Annotated in this window: 13 protein-coding genes; 6 read left to right on the forward strand and 7 right to left on the reverse strand. The window is 54.9% G+C overall.

Features of this window, described 5'->3' with window-relative positions:
- Nucleotides 1–112 precede the first annotated feature (112 nt).
- From tnpA to EFD56_RS27800, 5 genes are all read right to left on the reverse strand, one after another.
- Nucleotides 113–445: an IS66-like element accessory protein TnpA gene (gene tnpA / locus EFD56_RS27780; protein WP_126906829.1), complete on the reverse strand. Its 333-nt coding sequence runs from the start codon at nucleotides 443–445 to the stop codon at nucleotides 113–115.
- Nucleotides 446–855: 410 nt separating this feature from the next.
- Nucleotides 856–2,190 carry a peptidoglycan-binding domain-containing protein gene (locus EFD56_RS27785; RefSeq protein WP_126906830.1) on the reverse strand — a complete coding sequence of 445 codons (1,335 nt, stop codon included), beginning with the start codon at nucleotides 2,188–2,190 and terminating at the stop codon, nucleotides 856–858.
- A gap of 16 nt (nucleotides 2,191–2,206) precedes the next feature.
- Nucleotides 2,207–3,430 carry a S1 family peptidase gene (locus tag EFD56_RS27790; RefSeq protein WP_164736870.1) on the reverse strand — a complete coding sequence of 408 codons (1,224 nt, stop codon included), beginning with the start codon at nucleotides 3,428–3,430 and terminating at the stop codon, nucleotides 2,207–2,209.
- Nucleotides 3,430–4,218: a M12 family metallopeptidase gene (locus EFD56_RS27795; RefSeq protein ID WP_164736871.1), complete on the reverse strand. Its 789-nt coding sequence runs from the start codon at nucleotides 4,216–4,218 to the stop codon at nucleotides 3,430–3,432. The genes EFD56_RS27790 and EFD56_RS27795 overlap by 1 nt, the downstream gene beginning before the upstream one ends.
- Before the next feature lie 610 nt (nucleotides 4,219–4,828).
- Nucleotides 4,829–5,572: a hypothetical protein gene (locus EFD56_RS27800; RefSeq protein WP_126906833.1), complete on the reverse strand. Its 744-nt coding sequence runs from the start codon at nucleotides 5,570–5,572 to the stop codon at nucleotides 4,829–4,831.
- A 481-nt stretch (nucleotides 5,573–6,053) separates the two neighbouring features.
- Between EFD56_RS27800 and EFD56_RS27805 the strand changes: the two genes are divergently transcribed.
- Together EFD56_RS27805 and EFD56_RS27810 are read left to right on the forward strand one after the other, a co-directional pair.
- On the forward strand, nucleotides 6,054–6,506 hold the full coding sequence (locus EFD56_RS27805) for a hypothetical protein (RefSeq protein WP_126906834.1): 453 nt from the start codon (nucleotides 6,054–6,056) through the stop codon (nucleotides 6,504–6,506).
- Nucleotides 6,507–6,872 (forward strand): hypothetical protein, encoded by a 366-nt coding sequence (locus EFD56_RS27810; protein WP_126906835.1) that lies wholly within the window; start codon nucleotides 6,507–6,509, stop codon nucleotides 6,870–6,872.
- Between the two features lie 1,131 nt (nucleotides 6,873–8,003).
- On the opposite strand, the gene EFD56_RS27815 is transcribed toward EFD56_RS27810, so the two are convergent.
- On the reverse strand, nucleotides 8,004–8,396 hold the full coding sequence (locus EFD56_RS27815; protein WP_126906836.1) for a hypothetical protein: 393 nt from the start codon (nucleotides 8,394–8,396) through the stop codon (nucleotides 8,004–8,006).
- Nucleotides 8,397–9,221: 825 nt separating this feature from the next.
- Here EFD56_RS27815 and EFD56_RS27820 point away from each other — a divergent pair.
- Nucleotides 9,222–11,357, forward strand: coding sequence for a hypothetical protein (locus tag EFD56_RS27820; RefSeq protein ID WP_126906837.1), 2,136 nt, complete (start codon nucleotides 9,222–9,224; stop codon nucleotides 11,355–11,357).
- Between the two features lie 130 nt (nucleotides 11,358–11,487).
- Nucleotides 11,488–12,540 carry a hypothetical protein gene (locus EFD56_RS27825; protein WP_126906838.1) on the forward strand — a complete coding sequence of 351 codons (1,053 nt, stop codon included), beginning with the start codon at nucleotides 11,488–11,490 and terminating at the stop codon, nucleotides 12,538–12,540.
- Nucleotides 12,541–12,765: 225 nt separating this feature from the next.
- Here EFD56_RS27825 and EFD56_RS27830 read toward each other — a convergent pair whose 3' ends face one another.
- On the reverse strand, nucleotides 12,766–13,332 hold the full coding sequence (locus tag EFD56_RS27830; RefSeq protein WP_126906839.1) for a hypothetical protein: 567 nt from the start codon (nucleotides 13,330–13,332) through the stop codon (nucleotides 12,766–12,768).
- A gap of 554 nt (nucleotides 13,333–13,886) precedes the next feature.
- On the opposite strand from EFD56_RS27830, the gene EFD56_RS27835 reads away from it, so the two are divergent.
- Complete coding sequence (locus tag EFD56_RS27835; protein WP_126906840.1) at nucleotides 13,887–14,444, forward strand: hypothetical protein; 558 nt, start codon at nucleotides 13,887–13,889, stop codon at nucleotides 14,442–14,444.
- A 5-nt stretch (nucleotides 14,445–14,449) separates the two neighbouring features.
- Nucleotides 14,450–16,357, forward strand: a complete 1,908-nt coding sequence (locus EFD56_RS32985) for a caspase family protein (protein ID WP_126906841.1) — start codon at nucleotides 14,450–14,452, stop codon at nucleotides 16,355–16,357.
- The last annotated feature ends 15 nt before the right edge of the window (nucleotides 16,358–16,372 follow it).

Below are 16,372 nucleotides of genomic sequence, written 5' to 3' on the forward strand. Positions count from 1 at the left end.
GCCGACGGCGCTCTACAGACGTGATCACCTCAATTGGATGCTTCGTCATATGACTACTCCTAGTGTTACCACTAGGACTGGCAGTCAGAAGCCCTCTATCGCAAGACGGCCTTCACCGTGGGCTTACCTTGCAGCCGATCTCGATCCGCATGGGACGTGCCGACCGCTTTGCCGTAGGCTTGTTCACCGGAGCCGCTCGCTCGGCTTCGTCGCTCGATTCCGGGGCGATCAATGCGACCGGCAGGAAAGAAACCACCGGCTCAGCCTGCTCCGCCGCGAACTTCCGCCGCCAGGTATAAATCTGCTGGGGTTTGATATCGTGCCGCCGAGCGACGTCGGCGATCCTGGCATCTGGGTCCGCCGCTTCTACCAATATCGAAAGCTTCTCGTCGTCGGACCAATCACGCCGACGCTCGACGCCTGTCAAAATCTCCATGCGGCCCATAGTTCATCCCTGATGACGTCTCTAATGACGGAATTAGTGACGTAACTTCAGGTGTTCGCGGGAAATCTCAAAGACGGCCTCACCGGACGCTTACGACAGAACTCAAGAGTCTAGATTAAGCTAAATTAGAACGTGCATGATCTTTCAACCGACCGGAATAACAGGCTCAAGGCGGAAACTGCGAATGACCGCCTTGAAAGGATCCGAACCCACGGCCCTCGTTGGCTGCGATCATGCCGCCGGCAGCAAGTTCGGCCAAGAAATTTCCAATCGCTGGAATACGTAGGCCGTCGGTGCGGCTGTGCGATCGCATCTCTCGTTCTCTGGATGGGCAGTTGGTTCGATCCTGGCGGGCGATCATACTTGGCGGGTTGACGGAGGCACGCTTTTCGGCTCTCCGGCGAGCCACATTACTCGTCCACCAAGGTGGTCTTCAGCTTGTCTAAAGTCGCTGCAGGGTCAGATCGTACGTCGAGCTCGACACCATAGCGCTTGCCGATGACTTCAAGCGCCTTTACTGTCGACGGGCCGACAAGACCGTCGATGGACCCATACAGGTATCCTTTCGCTGACAGGAAGCGTTGAATTTCCCGTATTTTGTCGTCGCCGACGATGGGCTTCGCTCCGCTGTTGGCCGCTGATCGCTGAAAGCTCACCACCGACTTCGCGGTCTTCAAAACCGCATATCCGTACAAGCCCTTCGGCTGGAGTGCTATGGCGTTAGGAAGCCCCGGGAGACCTAAACTCCCTACCTTTTCCAGGTCGGATGTCAGCGGATTTCGGGAGAACTGGGCTATCTCATTCGAAAATGAATTTGCTACCCAGATTACGGACTGGTCACACACGCTGGCGAGCAACGCCGGAGGTTTTACCGAAGAGGTGTCCTTCAGGGTTTCAAGCCTCGTCCCCGGCAGGAGACGCAATCGCACATTGATCGCGGCTTTTACATCGAAAGATTCAAAGAGCGGATCGAAATCGACGAGGGAAACACGTGAGCTGCCGTCTGAGATAAGTAGCGATGCCGGAGCAGAGCCGCCGCACTCACTACCTACGAGTCCGAAAACCGAATAAGGTGTCAAGTCGCGGCTGTTCTCGCTCTGGACCTGAAGGGTGGCAACTCGTCGACCCGAGTTGAAATCGTAAGCGGTGACCGAGGGACGGGTGGCGTTGTTGACGAGGACGAGTTTCGACTTAGTATCGATCCATGCTCCACGCGAGCCGTATTTCAACTCGGACGGAAAGTCCCTTCGCCAGACCAGCTCGCCGCCATCCAGTCGATAGAAAGAGAGAGCGGGAGACGCGATCGCTGTTTTCTGCCCAGCCAAGGCGACGATGCCGTCGTCGTCGATTGAAAGCTGCGGATATCCAACTAGCCGTTCAAGGTCGAGCCGCGAGAGTTCTTCGAGTTGATCGGTGTAGACGGCAAGCTCAGTCGATACACCGTTAAAGCCCGCCAAAACCAATTTGTCGCCGTTTGCGTTGACGACGATATCCTCGACCAGAAGCCGCGGCTCGATTTGGTGTATAACCGACAAGGTCTGCGGGTCGAGGATGGCGATGTGGCCGTCCTTCTCGTCCAGTCCGCCGGCGACCACAAGAAATCTGTCGCTCGCGGCAACCACGGTCGGTTGGAAGTCGAAACGTTTCGCCGTCCCATTCGAAAGAGGCGACTCCGGAACAAAAATGTCGTCGGCGAGCGACGGACATGGGGACAAAGCCAAAGCTGTCGCGAAGGCGAGCGTCACGGATAGCTGTATGAGATTACTTCCAGACATAGTCGGGACTCACATTAAGAGTGACAGGCGGAAGATTTAATCCGTCCTCTGTGGCCGGGACAATGTACATCAACAGGTCACGGTAAGGTTCTGGCTTCCCAACAGCGTTTGCCACGAGTTTGTATTGCGCATCAAGTTTATCCTGTACGTCGGCGATAACGAACATGCCTTGCTTCAGGACGGGATCGAAACTATTGCGGGGAAAACTCGGAGGGTCGCTTTTCAGCCTCAGGGAGGGCATGTCCTTGCTGATAACGTCGTTGCCGTCACGAAGTTTCAATCTCGGCGTGATCTGGACTTGGATGCTTGCAATTTGCGGGCCGCCTTTAATGAGCTTCGTGTATTTGACCTGAAGCGAGCCGTCATCTCTTGATGTCGTTGCAGTCCACTCGAAGCGTTTGCCGATCTCGCTGAGGCCGTCCTCGACTTGGTTTAAACGCATGTCGATAGGCGGATCGCCAGCTCTCATCGCCCCGACGACTTGCCTCAGTTGCAAGATTTCCTTTTCGAGTTCGCGGATCTTGATATGTCCGACCAGCGGCTGAGCGAAATCAACGGGTATCATTATCGCCAAGGTACCAATGTTTATTGGTGATCCCTTGAGGAGCCCGATGACCGTGCCGTTTTTCGTGTAGACCGGGCTCCCGCTTTCTCCGCCATCAATAGCAACATTGAGTGTCCAGGCGTACGGGACTTCGTCGCTCTCAGGCTCGTTGAGCGATATTGTGTGGGTCTTATAACTGTTTTGCGAGAATCCCGAAGAGAAGATCTCCGGCGGGTCATCGGGATTGATGTCTGCGCTCGTGCCAAGAAATAATGGCGCAATTCTTGGGTGGTCGTAGGGCAAATCGATCTTCAGCAGCGCAAGATCCAGATTGCCCAGCTCGGAGATGAAGTACGCCGGAAACTTTGGGACGCCAGCTCCCGCGTCGCCAATACTTGCTTCTATCCTGACATTAATTGCGTCAACCGACTCGAGTGGCTTGAAGAAGTGCTCGACCGTAAGAGCGAACCCTTCCGGACTGATGAAAAAGCCGGTTGCTTGGCTCTCGACCGAATCCGGCACGCCAGCGGACGGACCCGTTTTAGGTGTTCCGAAAGCATGCAGATGTAGTAGCGACGGTCGTACGTGCTGATACGGGGTCTCAGCGCGGGCTCCCGCCGCAAGCCCGATCAGGAACAGAAAGGCGAATAGCGCGGCGGATCGCATCATCCTGCTCCGTAAATGTATTTGACGGCGAGGATATCGAATTCGCTGAGAACACCGTCGTTACTGTAGATAGGATTGCAGTAGTTCATGACCGAGTGGATGTCCCACGGGGTCAGCTGCGTGTTGTCGCCATCCGTCCCCTGGCGGTTGTCGCACTCGCCGGGTGTGTCCGGCCGGTTTTGTTCGTGGGCGAACCCTATAGCATGACCAAACTCGTGCACCGCAATAACCCGATTGCAGTAATCGAGCTTGGACTGGCATCCCGGGCTCCAGTTATTGTAAGTAAAGTTAAGCACCATCCCGTTCTTGACGCCGTTCACAAACTTCCCAAGAAATTTTACGTGAGGGCCTTCATCACTGATAGCGATCCGTATGCCGCCTGCGTTCGCGTTGCATTTGCCCCAACCGGCGAAACGGATTCCCGAGTTCGCTTCCCAGCTATCCCGGATTGCCTCCCTGACGAGCTGCCTTTGCCCCGAGTACTCGGGCTTTAATTCCTCCCAACAAACCCAGACTTCATTGAATGGCCATTTCGACGCCATGAGCGGATAGGCTTTATCGACGATGTTTTTTTCCTGTTGTTCCGTCAGATTCGCATAGAAGCTTTGAGGGGTGGGTGCTCCAGGCATGGCAGGAGCCGCGTCTCCGGCCGGCGTTGGCAACGCTAGCTTCACACCATTCGAAGTTTCGTTTTCGATAGCCGCCTTCACCGCCGCGGATTCCTGCGCAACGGTCGCCGATGAAAAGAGGCCTACAACTGCGACTAGTATGATCGACCATGTCTTCATTTCGAATCCTCCGATCATTGATATTCCTGGCTGAGGTCTGGACGTCACTTCAGGCGGCCATCGTCACTGATTCTTTGATTCCGACCTGCTCGCGTCTACCACTCCCGAAACATGATCGGGAGGTCGAGCGATGCGCCGCCTTTGACGACTAAGGCGTCAACGTACATGCTCCCTGGAAACTGGAATTCCCACCGAAATCGCCCCTTCGCAGTTCTTCCAATGATGACGTTGCATTCAGCTTGACCCGGCTTCTGATCCTTGGATCCTGGAACGCTAGCACTTGCAGAGGGTCAGACCCCTTGACAGACTAGGCTGTCAATCACCGCTGTTCACAGAGCAACAGGGACGTTGCTGGCCCTCTCCTTAAATTGAGTGGAAGCAGTTAACGATGCAACAGAGGGTAACGCCGCCAGCAACAGGCGGATTCTGACCGGCAAGTCATTGAGCAACTCAGACTCATCGAACTACAACTCTAATATTTACCTTCTATCTTTGCTTGTCAACCTAAATAATGCGAACAGAAGTATAGTTGCGCCGAAATGAAATGGATTAATACTCCGGCAGTGGACGGAAATTTTACGTCCGGTTTCCCGCTAGAAAGACAAGTGGGCTACATCCGCGGAGACTGGACACGTAACTCCTTTTGAAGCCGCCGGAGGTCCATGATGCTTTCGTTGTTAAACTCCGCTGTCTTTTCCGTGTTCTTCAAAATGCCGTCGAGAGTTGTCGGATCAAAGGCGGGTGCGGCGTCCCCTGTGGCAGGCGGAGATCCAGTGCCGGGCCTACTTAACGACTCAATCTTTTCGTTTGCATCCTTTAACGCCACGCTGAGCTTCTGGATGTTTCCGATGAGCTCGTTCTGACGCTGAAACACAGTTTCCACCTTGTTCGCGATTTCGGCCCCCTGTTCGTGTGTGGTGAATTTTAGACCCTCCGGGGTTAGCTCGAACGAAGCGAACGATGAAATGTACGGGAACAATCCGACGACGGCAGCAACGGCAAAGACTATGGCGTGACTCACCGTCACCTCCGTTTTGCTCTGAACAAGGTAGAGTGCATACAGACCGAGAAAAACGCCAACAATGTAAAACGGAAGGTTACCCATAGCTCTAGCCTTCAGAAGATGTGCAGAGTTCGCTGTTTTTCGAAGTAGGCAAGTAGCCCAGTTGGTCGAGTTCATCGACAGTGGTTTTTGATTCCAAAGGATAATTTCTGGTTCATTCAGTGGCGCAAGAAAATATCCTAAGTCGGGCTCTTCGTCGACCGCGACATCACCGCCCGCTCGTAGCGCGGCTCTCAAACCGAGTGTCGTCACCGCCTGCTTTCTGATTGGAAAATGATGGGCTTTCTGCAATACCCTCGGTTTTTCCCAATCGCCGTATTCTGCATGTAAATTAAGTAATATGTCAACTAAAAATTGAATTTGGAAAGTTTAGATCGAATTCCTGCGGGGAATGGAAGGAGGTTTTTCGTTATTGCTGAGGGATTTGGTCTTAAGAGTGGACTGAATTGTAATTGTGTGGTGTTTTTTTATTGTGTGGATAAAGTTAAAGCTAACAGTTGACCGCTTTGGATGTGAGAAGAGCTGCTTCAGTTTGAGAAAAACCGTCCTTTATAAGCAGGAAGACTAATGGACGCGCCAGAATACCACGTGGGCTTAGGTGTCGTTACGATATAAGACGGCCCGCATTTCGTCTCAGGCGTCTTGTTGGAGATATAGCGCGTTTTCCAAGCGTCCGACTACCGAAAATAGCAGGCGCACCGTATTGCAATCGCGTAGTTCTCAGGCAATACTACGGCCTACAGTATCGTTATTCATAATTTCGGGGGCTTTCATGGTAGACGTAAAGCTTACCGCAGAAGAAAAGACCGAAAAGAACACGGGCACACCCGCTGACCTGATGGCGTTGATAGGCAGTCGCGGTTTCACGATTGTTGGGGCGGTGACGTTTCTTCTATCGATCGCGGCGAACGTCGTGACTTTCGAATTTTCGAAAATTCCGATCGGATACGGCTATCTTGCGGTGGTTGCGTTTGCGGTGTGCGCCTACATCACCCTAGATGGTTTCGCGACTATATCGTTGAAATCGGTTTCGACGCTTTTCCTTCATATCGTAGTAGTTTGCATCTTCGCGACGCCACCACTCTTCTCGGTTTGGGACTCGGCTCGGCAGCGCGCGCCACAATCGATCTCATCGGAAAATCGAACTGCGCCACCCAGGCCTGGTGCTCCTAGCCAACCATCTACCCAACTAAACTTGCCCCCATTCTCGTTGGAGATAAAATAGATGTTGCGCTCATTCATGCCGACCGCACTCATGATTGTCGTACCTCTGGCTTCTCACGGGATAGCGTCGGCTGCCGACGCGACCCAATCTGTTTCGTTTGACGTGACCACGAGCAATTGCAAGGATACTGTCGTTGAAATGAAGCAAGTATGCGCCCCAAAGGGATGGCACCTCATCGAAGGAGCTCTTTCCTACCGCTCCCAAAACGGAGCAAGCCGCATCGAAGCCATTCGTGTTGACTCGCGATGCTTCAAAGTGACAGCGACAGCGACGCCGCTTGGAGAGGATTGTATTCTGAATATTTGCAATTGCCGGGGCCGGGGCTGGGTAAAGGGCGATATTGTCTTTACCGGTACCCCGGAGTGATCCGCTATATGGCGCTGGTCATTGCGGGCGAACCGTCCTCCGGGTTCTTCTATAAGGGAAATGTCGAAAGCCAAACCGGATCAAGCCGGACGGTAGCGATCAGCTGCTTGCGATTTCCGACCACACCCGACAGTCGCTTTGATCGAATATCAGGAATCAGCAGAAAGTCTTCAGCATTCAATTCTTGCGAAACCTCAAAGGGCAGGGAGCGCCGTGCAGAGAAGGGTGATAGTCGACAGTTCGACGGTCCAGGAGGCATTGGGCCGCGCGATCGCCGGTAATGTGATCTCGCTGTCGCCTGGAGATTACCCGGATCCGCTTGTGATTTCGGGAAAAAGCGGTGGTCCATCCAAGCCGATTGTTATTTACGGGCCCGATGCTACGCTCCGACCGAGAACATCATTCGCCAGTTACTGAAAGACCGGGAACAAGCTGTCCAAGCGGATGGAGGATGAAGGCCATTTTCCAGGCCTTTATTATCTTGCGGACAATGCCGCCCTGATGGTCCGAACTGCAATGGCTGATCCTCGAAAATTTGAAGTTCGACGGTTGCTGGCCGACGGCAGTTGTCAGAATGTGATCGTTCGGGATGTCGATTTTCGAGGAGGTACCTTCGCTATCAGTGCAACAGGCGACGACACCAGGCACCTTCTTATTGAAGGCTGTTTCTGGTGAGCTCCTGTGTACTTAGGCTAAGGGCAGCCCTCCCGTCGACGGAAGATTTCCTGGAAAGGGTACGGCATCGAAACATAAACCTCCCAGCCCTCACGATCACTATGCCTCGTCGAAAATAAGCGCTTTTTCGGACGGAGACCAATGCGTCGGGTGAACTCTTGCAGTCAGCAGAAGGGGTTTCTCGCAGCCGATGATGTCGCAAGTAATAGTTACGCTTGCGCCAGCTACAGACTTCCCATCTCCAACTTAGAGCTGGAAATAGACGATTGGCGGCATACCCTTAGTGGCGGGACTCCGGCCACGACCATTCTCGAATGGCAAGGCAAGCGCGTGGCAGCATGCGCGCGCATGCGCATTGCGATATGCACAAGGGTGCATCGTCCGGAGCGATCGAATTACAGTGACGTGTCCGAGCGGAGAGCGTTGCGTCGCATGGCGCCCAGGCGGACCAGTCAATTATTTAGTCGTGAGACCAGTTACTGTACGCCCGTTGACCGTTACATCGAGTGGAATGCCGGCAGGGAGGCGGGATGGCGTCCGGGGTCCGGCGGTCAAGCTCAGGGAGGTCGCTTTTGTTTTAGTTTTCTCGACCTCTTCAGCCTTCTCCGCCCTTGCCTTGTTAACGGCGGCGCAAATCACTTCAACGGCTTTCTCCCCTTGAGGCGCCCCTGGGGCATTGAGGAACGCGGCCAGAGAGAAAAGATTAGGCAAGTACTTGCATGTCCGCTCAAGGGCTCTAGCGACGCTTTCAGTCGCTGCATCCCATTCCTCCGTAGTCCAGCACGATTGCAGGCCAAGGCTCGCTGTCAGAACGCCGATCATTGCCAGTCTATTGATAGGTTTCAGCATGTCCCCAACTCCGTTTAGGTTGCAGATCGATAAAACCACAATCTTCTGGAAAAACGAGTGTCGAATGCCTAACACAATCGTAGAGGGGGTGTTAAACGAATATAGTGTCCGCCCGTATATAGCGGTACCAACGGTTCACCCGGCGAGCAATACCCCAGCAACTGCCAGTACGATTGGCAATACCATGCCACCGGCCGTAGGTACGGTGGCAGGACCGCGATGTCTCGTCCGGGACGTTGGTAATGCGAAGAGTAATAGCAACTATACGTCAGCGCTCTGCCGGTACCAATCGCAAGTGAAAGCTTCGCGCAGAGTGTTACACACATCCGTCGCTCAACCTTGGCATGTTTGGTCGGTGGTCGGCGCTGCCTGGCCAGCCGCCGCAGTACTTACCACACGCAGCAATGTGCTTTGGATTAAAGCAGAGAGCCAGAGCCAGCTCAATCTCCCTGGGCTTAAATCGGTTACATTATTGTTTCAAACCTATTGACACGACCCCTCGTTGCGCCGAAATAATTCTCGCGTTGTATTGAACAACAAGGATGCAAATTCGTTGGGGGACGGGTTATGCAATATTGGAAACTCTTTACCTCATTTGCTTTATTCGTATTTATTTTCGGATTATTTGCTGCCACGGAGGCCATAAGTGCAGACGCGGTAAAGCCGGAAACTTGGTCCCCTGAAATTCCTAAGGCTTTGGTGGGGCCTTATATTTCCGACCCGGCCATATTGGTCCGGCTCGACCGGCCCGGCAACGGAATGGATTGCAGCGATGCCGGCCCTCTGAATTTCCAGTGCCTCGTGTTTCGGGATCGCCGCTCCACGATGAGCCCTGACGACTTCGCCAGCAACCCGTTCATGCTTCCCGTCTTCGAGACTGTTCGTGACGTCGTCGGCGATGACCTCAAGGATCAGACCGCAGATCACCTGTCGCCCAAATTCCTCGAATTTGCCGGAGCCAAGATCGAGCTGGTCGGTGTCGTCAACCGCATGGACCGGCAGTTCAATAAGGATATTGTGCCGGAGCGCGGCACGCACCTTGCCTGCGGTGAAATCAGTGCGATCTATCGCTTCGCCTATGAGGGGACGTTGAACAGCGGACCGGTCGATGATCGCCGCTATCAGTCCCGCCTTCCCGTCACACTGAATGTGGTCTTCCCCGCGCAACCCTGGTCCGGTTCGCCGGACTGCAAAACAGTCTCCGGCTTGTGGCGCAATTATGTCGATGCGGTCAAAGCGGGGGCCACGCCCGCGGACCTCTCCGGCCAGACCGATGCGCTAGTATCGTCGCTCCACCCGGCGGACATCGACCGGATCGAATTGAACATGCAGGGTTCCCGCATTCCCGCCTCCGTCGACAAAACCGACTTCGGCACGCTGGCGAGCTACATCATCCGCGTGTTTCGATGGCAGGGCGGCAACGACGGCAAAGGGCATTGGGCAGTCAGCTATCTCTCCAACCAAATCGATCGTGCGCGGCTATTGGGAAATCCGCAGGGTGATGCGAATACTTGTCCCGACCAGCGTGGAAAAGCGATCTCCCGCTCGGCTCTCGCGCAATACCTGCTTGCGGATGAGGGCATCGCCGACGTCGATCTCGGGCTTGTCAATATTCCCGTCGATTTCCTCGCATGCCGGGCCGTTTCCATCTCTCCCGGCGGCGCCAGCCGGTCCGCCAACCAGCCGTTCTGGAACGACGTCAAGCATCCCGTGCTGAGCGATCACGAAATCGAGACTGCTCTGGCGAAATACAGGAAGCGCTATCCCGATACCCTCAACTTCGTCGGCAATGCCGAGGAATTCCGGATGCGCCTCAACGAGGCATCCTGTTCCGGCTGCCACCAGAGCCGGGCGATCGCGGGCTTCCATTTCCCCGGCGCAGACAGGCCGGGAACCGCAAGCGTAAACGCCATTTTCCTGCCCGGCTCCGCGCATTTCTTTGGCGACCAGCCGCGCCGGGTCGAGATAATTAGGGCGCTGGCATCGCTCACCGACGACGAGACAATCGCCCGGCGCGTGCTGGCCACGAGCTATGCCGTTCGCCCGCAAAACACCTATCGGGACCTGCGGCCATCGGGCAGTGAAAAGATCCAGCTCTTGGCTGGATGGGGCGGCGCCTGCCTGATCTCGGCCCCGCCGGGCAGCCGGCGGCAATGGGGATGCTATGGAAATCTGCGATGCGCGCCTGTTTTCGCATCTGCCAACCAGCCCGGCATAGGCATGTGCCTGGGATCGCAGACCCCTCCCATGATCGGCGAGGCAATGCAGTTCGGCACCGTCGGCAGTTCCAGGTTCGGTTCGGACAAATACGACAGAAAGCCGAAAAATACCGATCCCAGGGATACGACGATCTCGATAGATAATCTGCCGCAGCTTGCCACCAACGAATACGTCACCTCGCATCAGGAATATTATGAAGGCATCGGCGGCCTTACCCGAAATCCGGGCGAGTCCGACGAAACCTATGCCCGGCGCGTGCTCGAACAGCAGACAGGCGGTTTTCCGGGCGGCTCCCTTCGGCTTGGGCAATGCCGGGACCTGCCCCAAGAAGCAACCTGCGGCCTGCTGGCCTCGACAGGCTTTTCCCGATGCATGGGTGACGCGGGCGACGGCAAGCGCACGGTGGAAAGCTGTTTCCGGATCTACACTAGCTATTCCGGCGTACGCGCCTGCGATGCCGCCAATCCATGCCGCGACGATTACATCTGCATGAACCCACTCGGGTACACCAAGGAAAATGCCAAGATCCTGTTCGATCGGCGCGTCGACGCCCGCAACGCCGAGCAGCTTTCATTTCCGGCGGGCGACAACAGGCGCAACTATTTCGCATCGACCTTCTTCGGCCAGGACATGCCTGACGAAGCCTGGCTGAACCGAGGCGATCATCGCGGCGTCTGTATCCCGCCCTACTTCGTCTTCCAATTCAAGGCGGACGGCCATGTCGTGCCGCCTAATCCTTAGCGCTCGCAGAGCTGGCGCCGTGAGATCCGGCCTCTGAGAAGAGACGTCAGCACACCTATTTGAGAATCGATCTCATGTCATAACCAATCAACTCCGGCCGTCACATGCGCCGATACAAGCGGGGAGCAGAATGAAAATCGCATTGAAGAGCATATGTGTGGCCTCACTCATCGCACTGTCCCTGTCGCCCGGCGGCAGCACGGCGAAAAGCTGCGATGACAAACCCCACAATGGGAAATTCGCAGATGGCTCGCTGATCATGACGACGCGAATGAACGTCAATCCAGACGGAACGAGCGCGTCCTACACGGTTGGCGACCACGGCTATACCTATATCGCCAATGGCGTTAACCTTCACCTCGATGGCAAGAAGATCGCCTGTTCCATCAAGGAAAATAACCTGCTTTGCCGGAGAAAATGGATCGAGGCGGAAGGTGCAGATTTCCTCGCCGGCACTCCCGAATTCTGTGTCTTTGCGCTTGGAGTGGAACCGATCTTTCCCGGGACAACGCTTGAGGAATGCGAGAAGAAGGACGCGGGCGGGCGCTACTTCGTTGGAAACGGCAAGGGTCGTCCCAAGGTCGGCAAGTCGCTACCTCACAGCATCAGCGGAGACATTCAGACCTATGTTTCGACAACGGCCCTAACGCACACGGTCGATGGCAAAGTCGTCTCGATCGACGCCGCAACAGTGCCCGGCCTCGTAGTGCCTAAGGGGAAATCGTCCTTGCTGGGATCGATCGCCTGGGTCCAGTACGGTGACCACAGCGTTTTCGCGCTCGCGACCGACAGCGGCCCCGGCTTCGGCGAAGGGTCCATCGCCCTTCATGAAATGCTGCGATACGGCGCGCTGCAGAGCAAGCACCCGATGGGTCCGCTCTCCAGGGAGCAGCGATGCACAGAAGCGGAGAGCGATCTCAAGGCGCCCTATCAATCGCGGCCGGACTACCAGAACGACGAGTGCAGGAAGGGGCACAAGCCGAAAGGCGGCACCGATATTCGCGCCTATGGCGGTATCGAGAGCGGCGTGACATCGATCATTCTTCCCCTGAAGCCAGCGATGGATGGCCGGACAGTTCAGGGAAATCTCAACACGCTCTCCCTGAAAGATATCGCGCTTGCGGCAGGCTATAGCGAGGAAAAGCTGCGGCAGATGGCGGCGTGCGGGGCCAAGACGCAGTGATCGAGCACCGCTGGGCTACAATCCACATGCGAAGCGGTCGCAGGTTTCCTTCAAGAGCCGCATCACGGCTATCGGCCCGAAGCAGGTAAACCGGACCTTTCGGACTCCAACCGGCGTGGTGCCGCCCCAAAGTGCAACCGACGCTAATTTAGTCGACGTGAGACCGTGTGGACAATAGAACCCCACAGGCACTTACGGTTTCGGCGACTGTACGTTTGCTGCCGGCTATTGCGCTGCCTTGCAATCCGCCGAGGTTTTTAAGTTGGGACCAACCGTACCGACTATGGCGACGTCGCAGTTGAGATGGTTCTTGGTCAAGATCGTTGTCGTCGGCTGATGATTCGTAACCGAATAGTCTTCATCGCCGGATTGAAGTGTTGCTGACCAATTTTCACCCGCAGCAGAGAATGATGTTACTTTCAATTCGAGATCCGTACCCGGAAATTTATAACTTCCGCCGGATGGAATCGTATGCCTTTGGGCGCCCCGATTGTTAGTCGCAATGACCGCTTGAGCTTCACTGAGATCGACCCGCGCGGTCTTCAAATCGGCAAGCGCTTTTTCGAGGTCGCCTTGCGTGGTACGGAGGCTAGCCAGTACTGTGGAGTGTGCCAATTCCGCCTTTTCCGCTCGCTTGGTTTCAACTTCCATCGTTTCCGATTTAACCAATTTTCCGGTAAAATACTCAAACGTGGTCGTATACCCTCCCGCAGCAAATCCGCTCGCGCCGGTTATTAAGGCGATGATGATCGCACTATAGACAGGCATCCGCGTTGATGCTTGGCTTGTCATTTAAAAACCCGTTTTTTAGTTTCGTTCGACGCGCGATTTAATGGGCCAATTTGTTGCTTGCAATGAAAAGGTGCATTCTGACTGCTCATAGCCTCGAGCATCGTTTCCAAGTCGTTATCGGGGTGAGGCGGCGATGGGGCGTTCGGCAACAAATCGCCCCGGAAATATGCGGAATATGCGCCCTGCCGCCAATCGGAATGTTTTGAGAAATTTTCCTTGGCCTGTAACGTATTGTATCACCTCCTTCGATTGACGCATGTGAAGGGTGATGACAAAACAAAATACTGATTTCCATCATATAGGTATTCCTCAGTTTTATCTAAATAATGCTTGCCAACTCTACGATGTGGAGTATTATCGACCAGATGCAACGCAGGCGTAGCCAAAAGGCTACCGATGTAATTTCGAGAAGAATTCAGTTTAATTTACTATTCAATTGGCATCGCTGCGGCTTCCGCTACGGCGACTCGAGCAGCTTGTCCGACGTATTACTGTGTCGGCCAGAGCCTGCTTGCCAGCGCACTTGGGTCGCCTGCGTTGACGGGGGCGCGACTATGGGCGTAGTTGAGCAAGTTTTGGTTCTGCCGAGCGTCGTAAAGGACGATCCCGACCTGCGCGATCAAGTTTATCTTCCGTCGCTGCGCTCGCTTCCTTCTGAACTGCCTATCGACGCGACCCTTGTCCGGGCACTCACGTCCGGTGACCGGCTGAATTGGTTGCCGCGAGATCAAGGGGCGGAAGGAACCTGTGCAGCTCAAGCGGCCGCCACCCTCATCGACTTGCATCGGATGCAGACGGCAAAGCCCTGCGCCTCAAGTCAGTGCGCGAATGGTTTACCAAATGGCAATCCAACAAAATTACGAGCGACAGACAGAGAATCCATTTTGCTCTTCGGGGCTGGAGGACCGTTCGAGTTTCGTGGGGACGAGTTTGGCGTGCTCCGGCATCCACAGTGTCATAAGGAACGACTTCCCAGCGCTGTGCATAAACGAGATGTCGGCCACGCGCCCTACGCACAGTTCTTAACACAGAACGTTCTCTACTTACACAGCAACGTCCTCCACATAGAGCGAATTTCGCCAGTTGAATCAACGGTAGAGCCAGAGGAGTAGGTAAATTGACTTCAAATGGTAAGATCTCACTTGAAGAGCTCAATAAGCGGCTTGCAGATCCTTCGGTTTCGGATGAGGAGCTAACCCGTTATTTCGAAGTTGATGAAAAACGATCGGGCCCGTTCAGTCCGGTGCTCGCTCTCAATCCTCAGACGGTTAGTATTCCGCAGACCGAGGAAGGCAACGAGCGGAGCGCAGCGCTGCTAAATAGCGCAAATTTCATAGCGCGGCTTCGTAGGCACGTTGCCTTCAATGCACGGGTCGGCGATGGAAGCTATCATGGGCCAATCTTGGTCTCCGAAGGAGATAGTTGGTTCCAGTACCCGTTCAAGCTTGCGGACGTTATCGACGATCTGATGCAGCGATATGCTGTTTTCAGTCTTGATGCCGCTGGCGACACCTTGTCCAACATGTTTCGTGAAGCGGAATACATGGAAGCAATCGCTAATACGGGCGCATCGATATTCTTGTTCAGCGGCGGTGGAAATGACGTCGTCGCCGGCGGAAATCTAGCCGCCCACTTATTCGATTTCGACCCTGCCAAGTCACCTGCGGCACATCTCCGTCCCTCATTCAACCTCGTGCTCGACGAAGCAATAGGGATATATTCAAGGTTAGTCAGACAGGTTGCTCAGAAATTTCCCAACCTTCAGATCATTTGTCATGGCTACGACTACACGGTTCCGGCCAACGGTCCGTGGCTCGGCAAACCGATGGCTTCGAGAAACATCACCGATCCAGCACTTCAAAAAGCAATTGCGCGAGTTATGGTAGATCGCTTCAACGAGAGACTGGCGCTTCTCGAGGCGTCGTCGGCACGCCTTCACTACATTGATTGCCGGAACACGGTTCAAGAAGACGAGTGGTACGACGAACTTCACCCGACAAATGATGGCTACCAGAAGGTGGCAAGGAAGTTCTCGAACAAAATAGAGGAGCTTTCGCCGAAGCCTAAGGCAGTCGACACGAGGGCGAACAAGGCTAGGGCAGCAATATCCGCCGAGACGACCAGTTATCGCCCGGTCGTTCATCCATCACAGGCAGCTTCCCGGAGTGCAAAGCCCAAGGACGGGCCCGCCGGTCGATCGCTACATATTGGTCTCAATGCAGTTGATCCCGGACACTACGCGGGGTGGTCTGGACCGTTAAACGCTTGCGAATTTGACGCCCAGGACATGTACGAGATCGCGGGCGGCCTGGGATATGATGCCAAATTGCTTCTCACCGCCAACGCGACGAGAGACAACGTCGCCGGGGAGATCGAAAGAGCTGCCCGCGACCTTTCTGCCGGGGACATGTTCTTCATCAGTTACTCCGGTCATGGCGGGCAAGTCCCTGATTTCAATGGCGACGAGGAAGATGGTGTCGATGAGACATGGTGCCTTTTTGATCGGCAACTCATAGACGATGAACAGTACATGCTGTGGTCCAAGTTCAAACCCGGCGTCCGTGTTCTGGTCATATCCGATAGTTGCCACAGTGGAAGCGTCATTAGGGCTGTAAGTCCGGACGCGCCTGAGATTGCAGTTGTGCCCAATCCGCTAGCGCGCGCGATGCCTTCGAACATCGCCAGCCGGACGTTCCGGCAGAACCGCGACCTGTACAATACGCTCGGCAGTTCGCTCTCCAGCGTTGAAGCACAAACCGTCCTCAGAGCCATGGACACGCCGATTTCCTGTAGCGTGAGGCTTATCTCGGGATGCCAAGACAATCAAACATCTTTGGACGGTCTAGGAAACGGTGCGTTCACGGCTGCTCTCATCAGCGTGTGGGACAACGGCCGCTTCAGTCGGAATTACGCAGCTTTCCACGGGGCGATTCTTAGAAAAATGCCTGAAACGCAGTCACCGAATCATTGGTGCATTGGCCCGAAAAACCCTGTGTTCGACGCACAGACGCCGTTCGCGATCTAAGTGAGGTTTTGCAAG

The sequence above is a fragment of the Rhizobium phaseoli genome, from assembly GCF_003985125.1.
In the GTDB taxonomy this organism is placed as follows: domain Bacteria; phylum Pseudomonadota; class Alphaproteobacteria; order Rhizobiales; family Rhizobiaceae; genus Rhizobium; species Rhizobium phaseoli.

What these genes read in the sequence shown, in the direction of transcription:
- tnpA (WP_126906829.1), bottom strand. Translation starts at nt 445, where the DNA reads ATGGGCCGCATGGAGATTTTGACAGGCGTCGAGCGTCGGCGTGATTGG.
- EFD56_RS27790 (WP_164736870.1), bottom strand. Translation starts at nt 3,430, where the DNA reads ATGCGATCCGCCGCGCTATTCGCCTTTCTGTTCCTGATCGGGCTTGCG.
- EFD56_RS27795 (WP_164736871.1), bottom strand. Translation starts at nt 4,218, where the DNA reads ATGAAGACATGGTCGATCATACTAGTCGCAGTTGTAGGCCTCTTTTCA.
- EFD56_RS27805 (WP_126906834.1), top strand. Translation starts at nt 6,054, where the DNA reads ATGGTAGACGTAAAGCTTACCGCAGAAGAAAAGACCGAAAAGAACACG.
- EFD56_RS27810 (WP_126906835.1), top strand. Translation starts at nt 6,507, where the DNA reads ATGTTGCGCTCATTCATGCCGACCGCACTCATGATTGTCGTACCTCTG.
- EFD56_RS27815 (WP_126906836.1), bottom strand. Translation starts at nt 8,396, where the DNA reads ATGCTGAAACCTATCAATAGACTGGCAATGATCGGCGTTCTGACAGCG.
- EFD56_RS27820 (WP_126906837.1), top strand. Translation starts at nt 9,222, where the DNA reads ATGAGCCCTGACGACTTCGCCAGCAACCCGTTCATGCTTCCCGTCTTC.
- EFD56_RS27825 (WP_126906838.1), top strand. Translation starts at nt 11,488, where the DNA reads ATGAAAATCGCATTGAAGAGCATATGTGTGGCCTCACTCATCGCACTG.
- EFD56_RS27830 (WP_126906839.1), bottom strand. Translation starts at nt 13,332, where the DNA reads ATGACAAGCCAAGCATCAACGCGGATGCCTGTCTATAGTGCGATCATC.
- EFD56_RS27835 (WP_126906840.1), top strand. Translation starts at nt 13,887, where the DNA reads ATGGGCGTAGTTGAGCAAGTTTTGGTTCTGCCGAGCGTCGTAAAGGAC.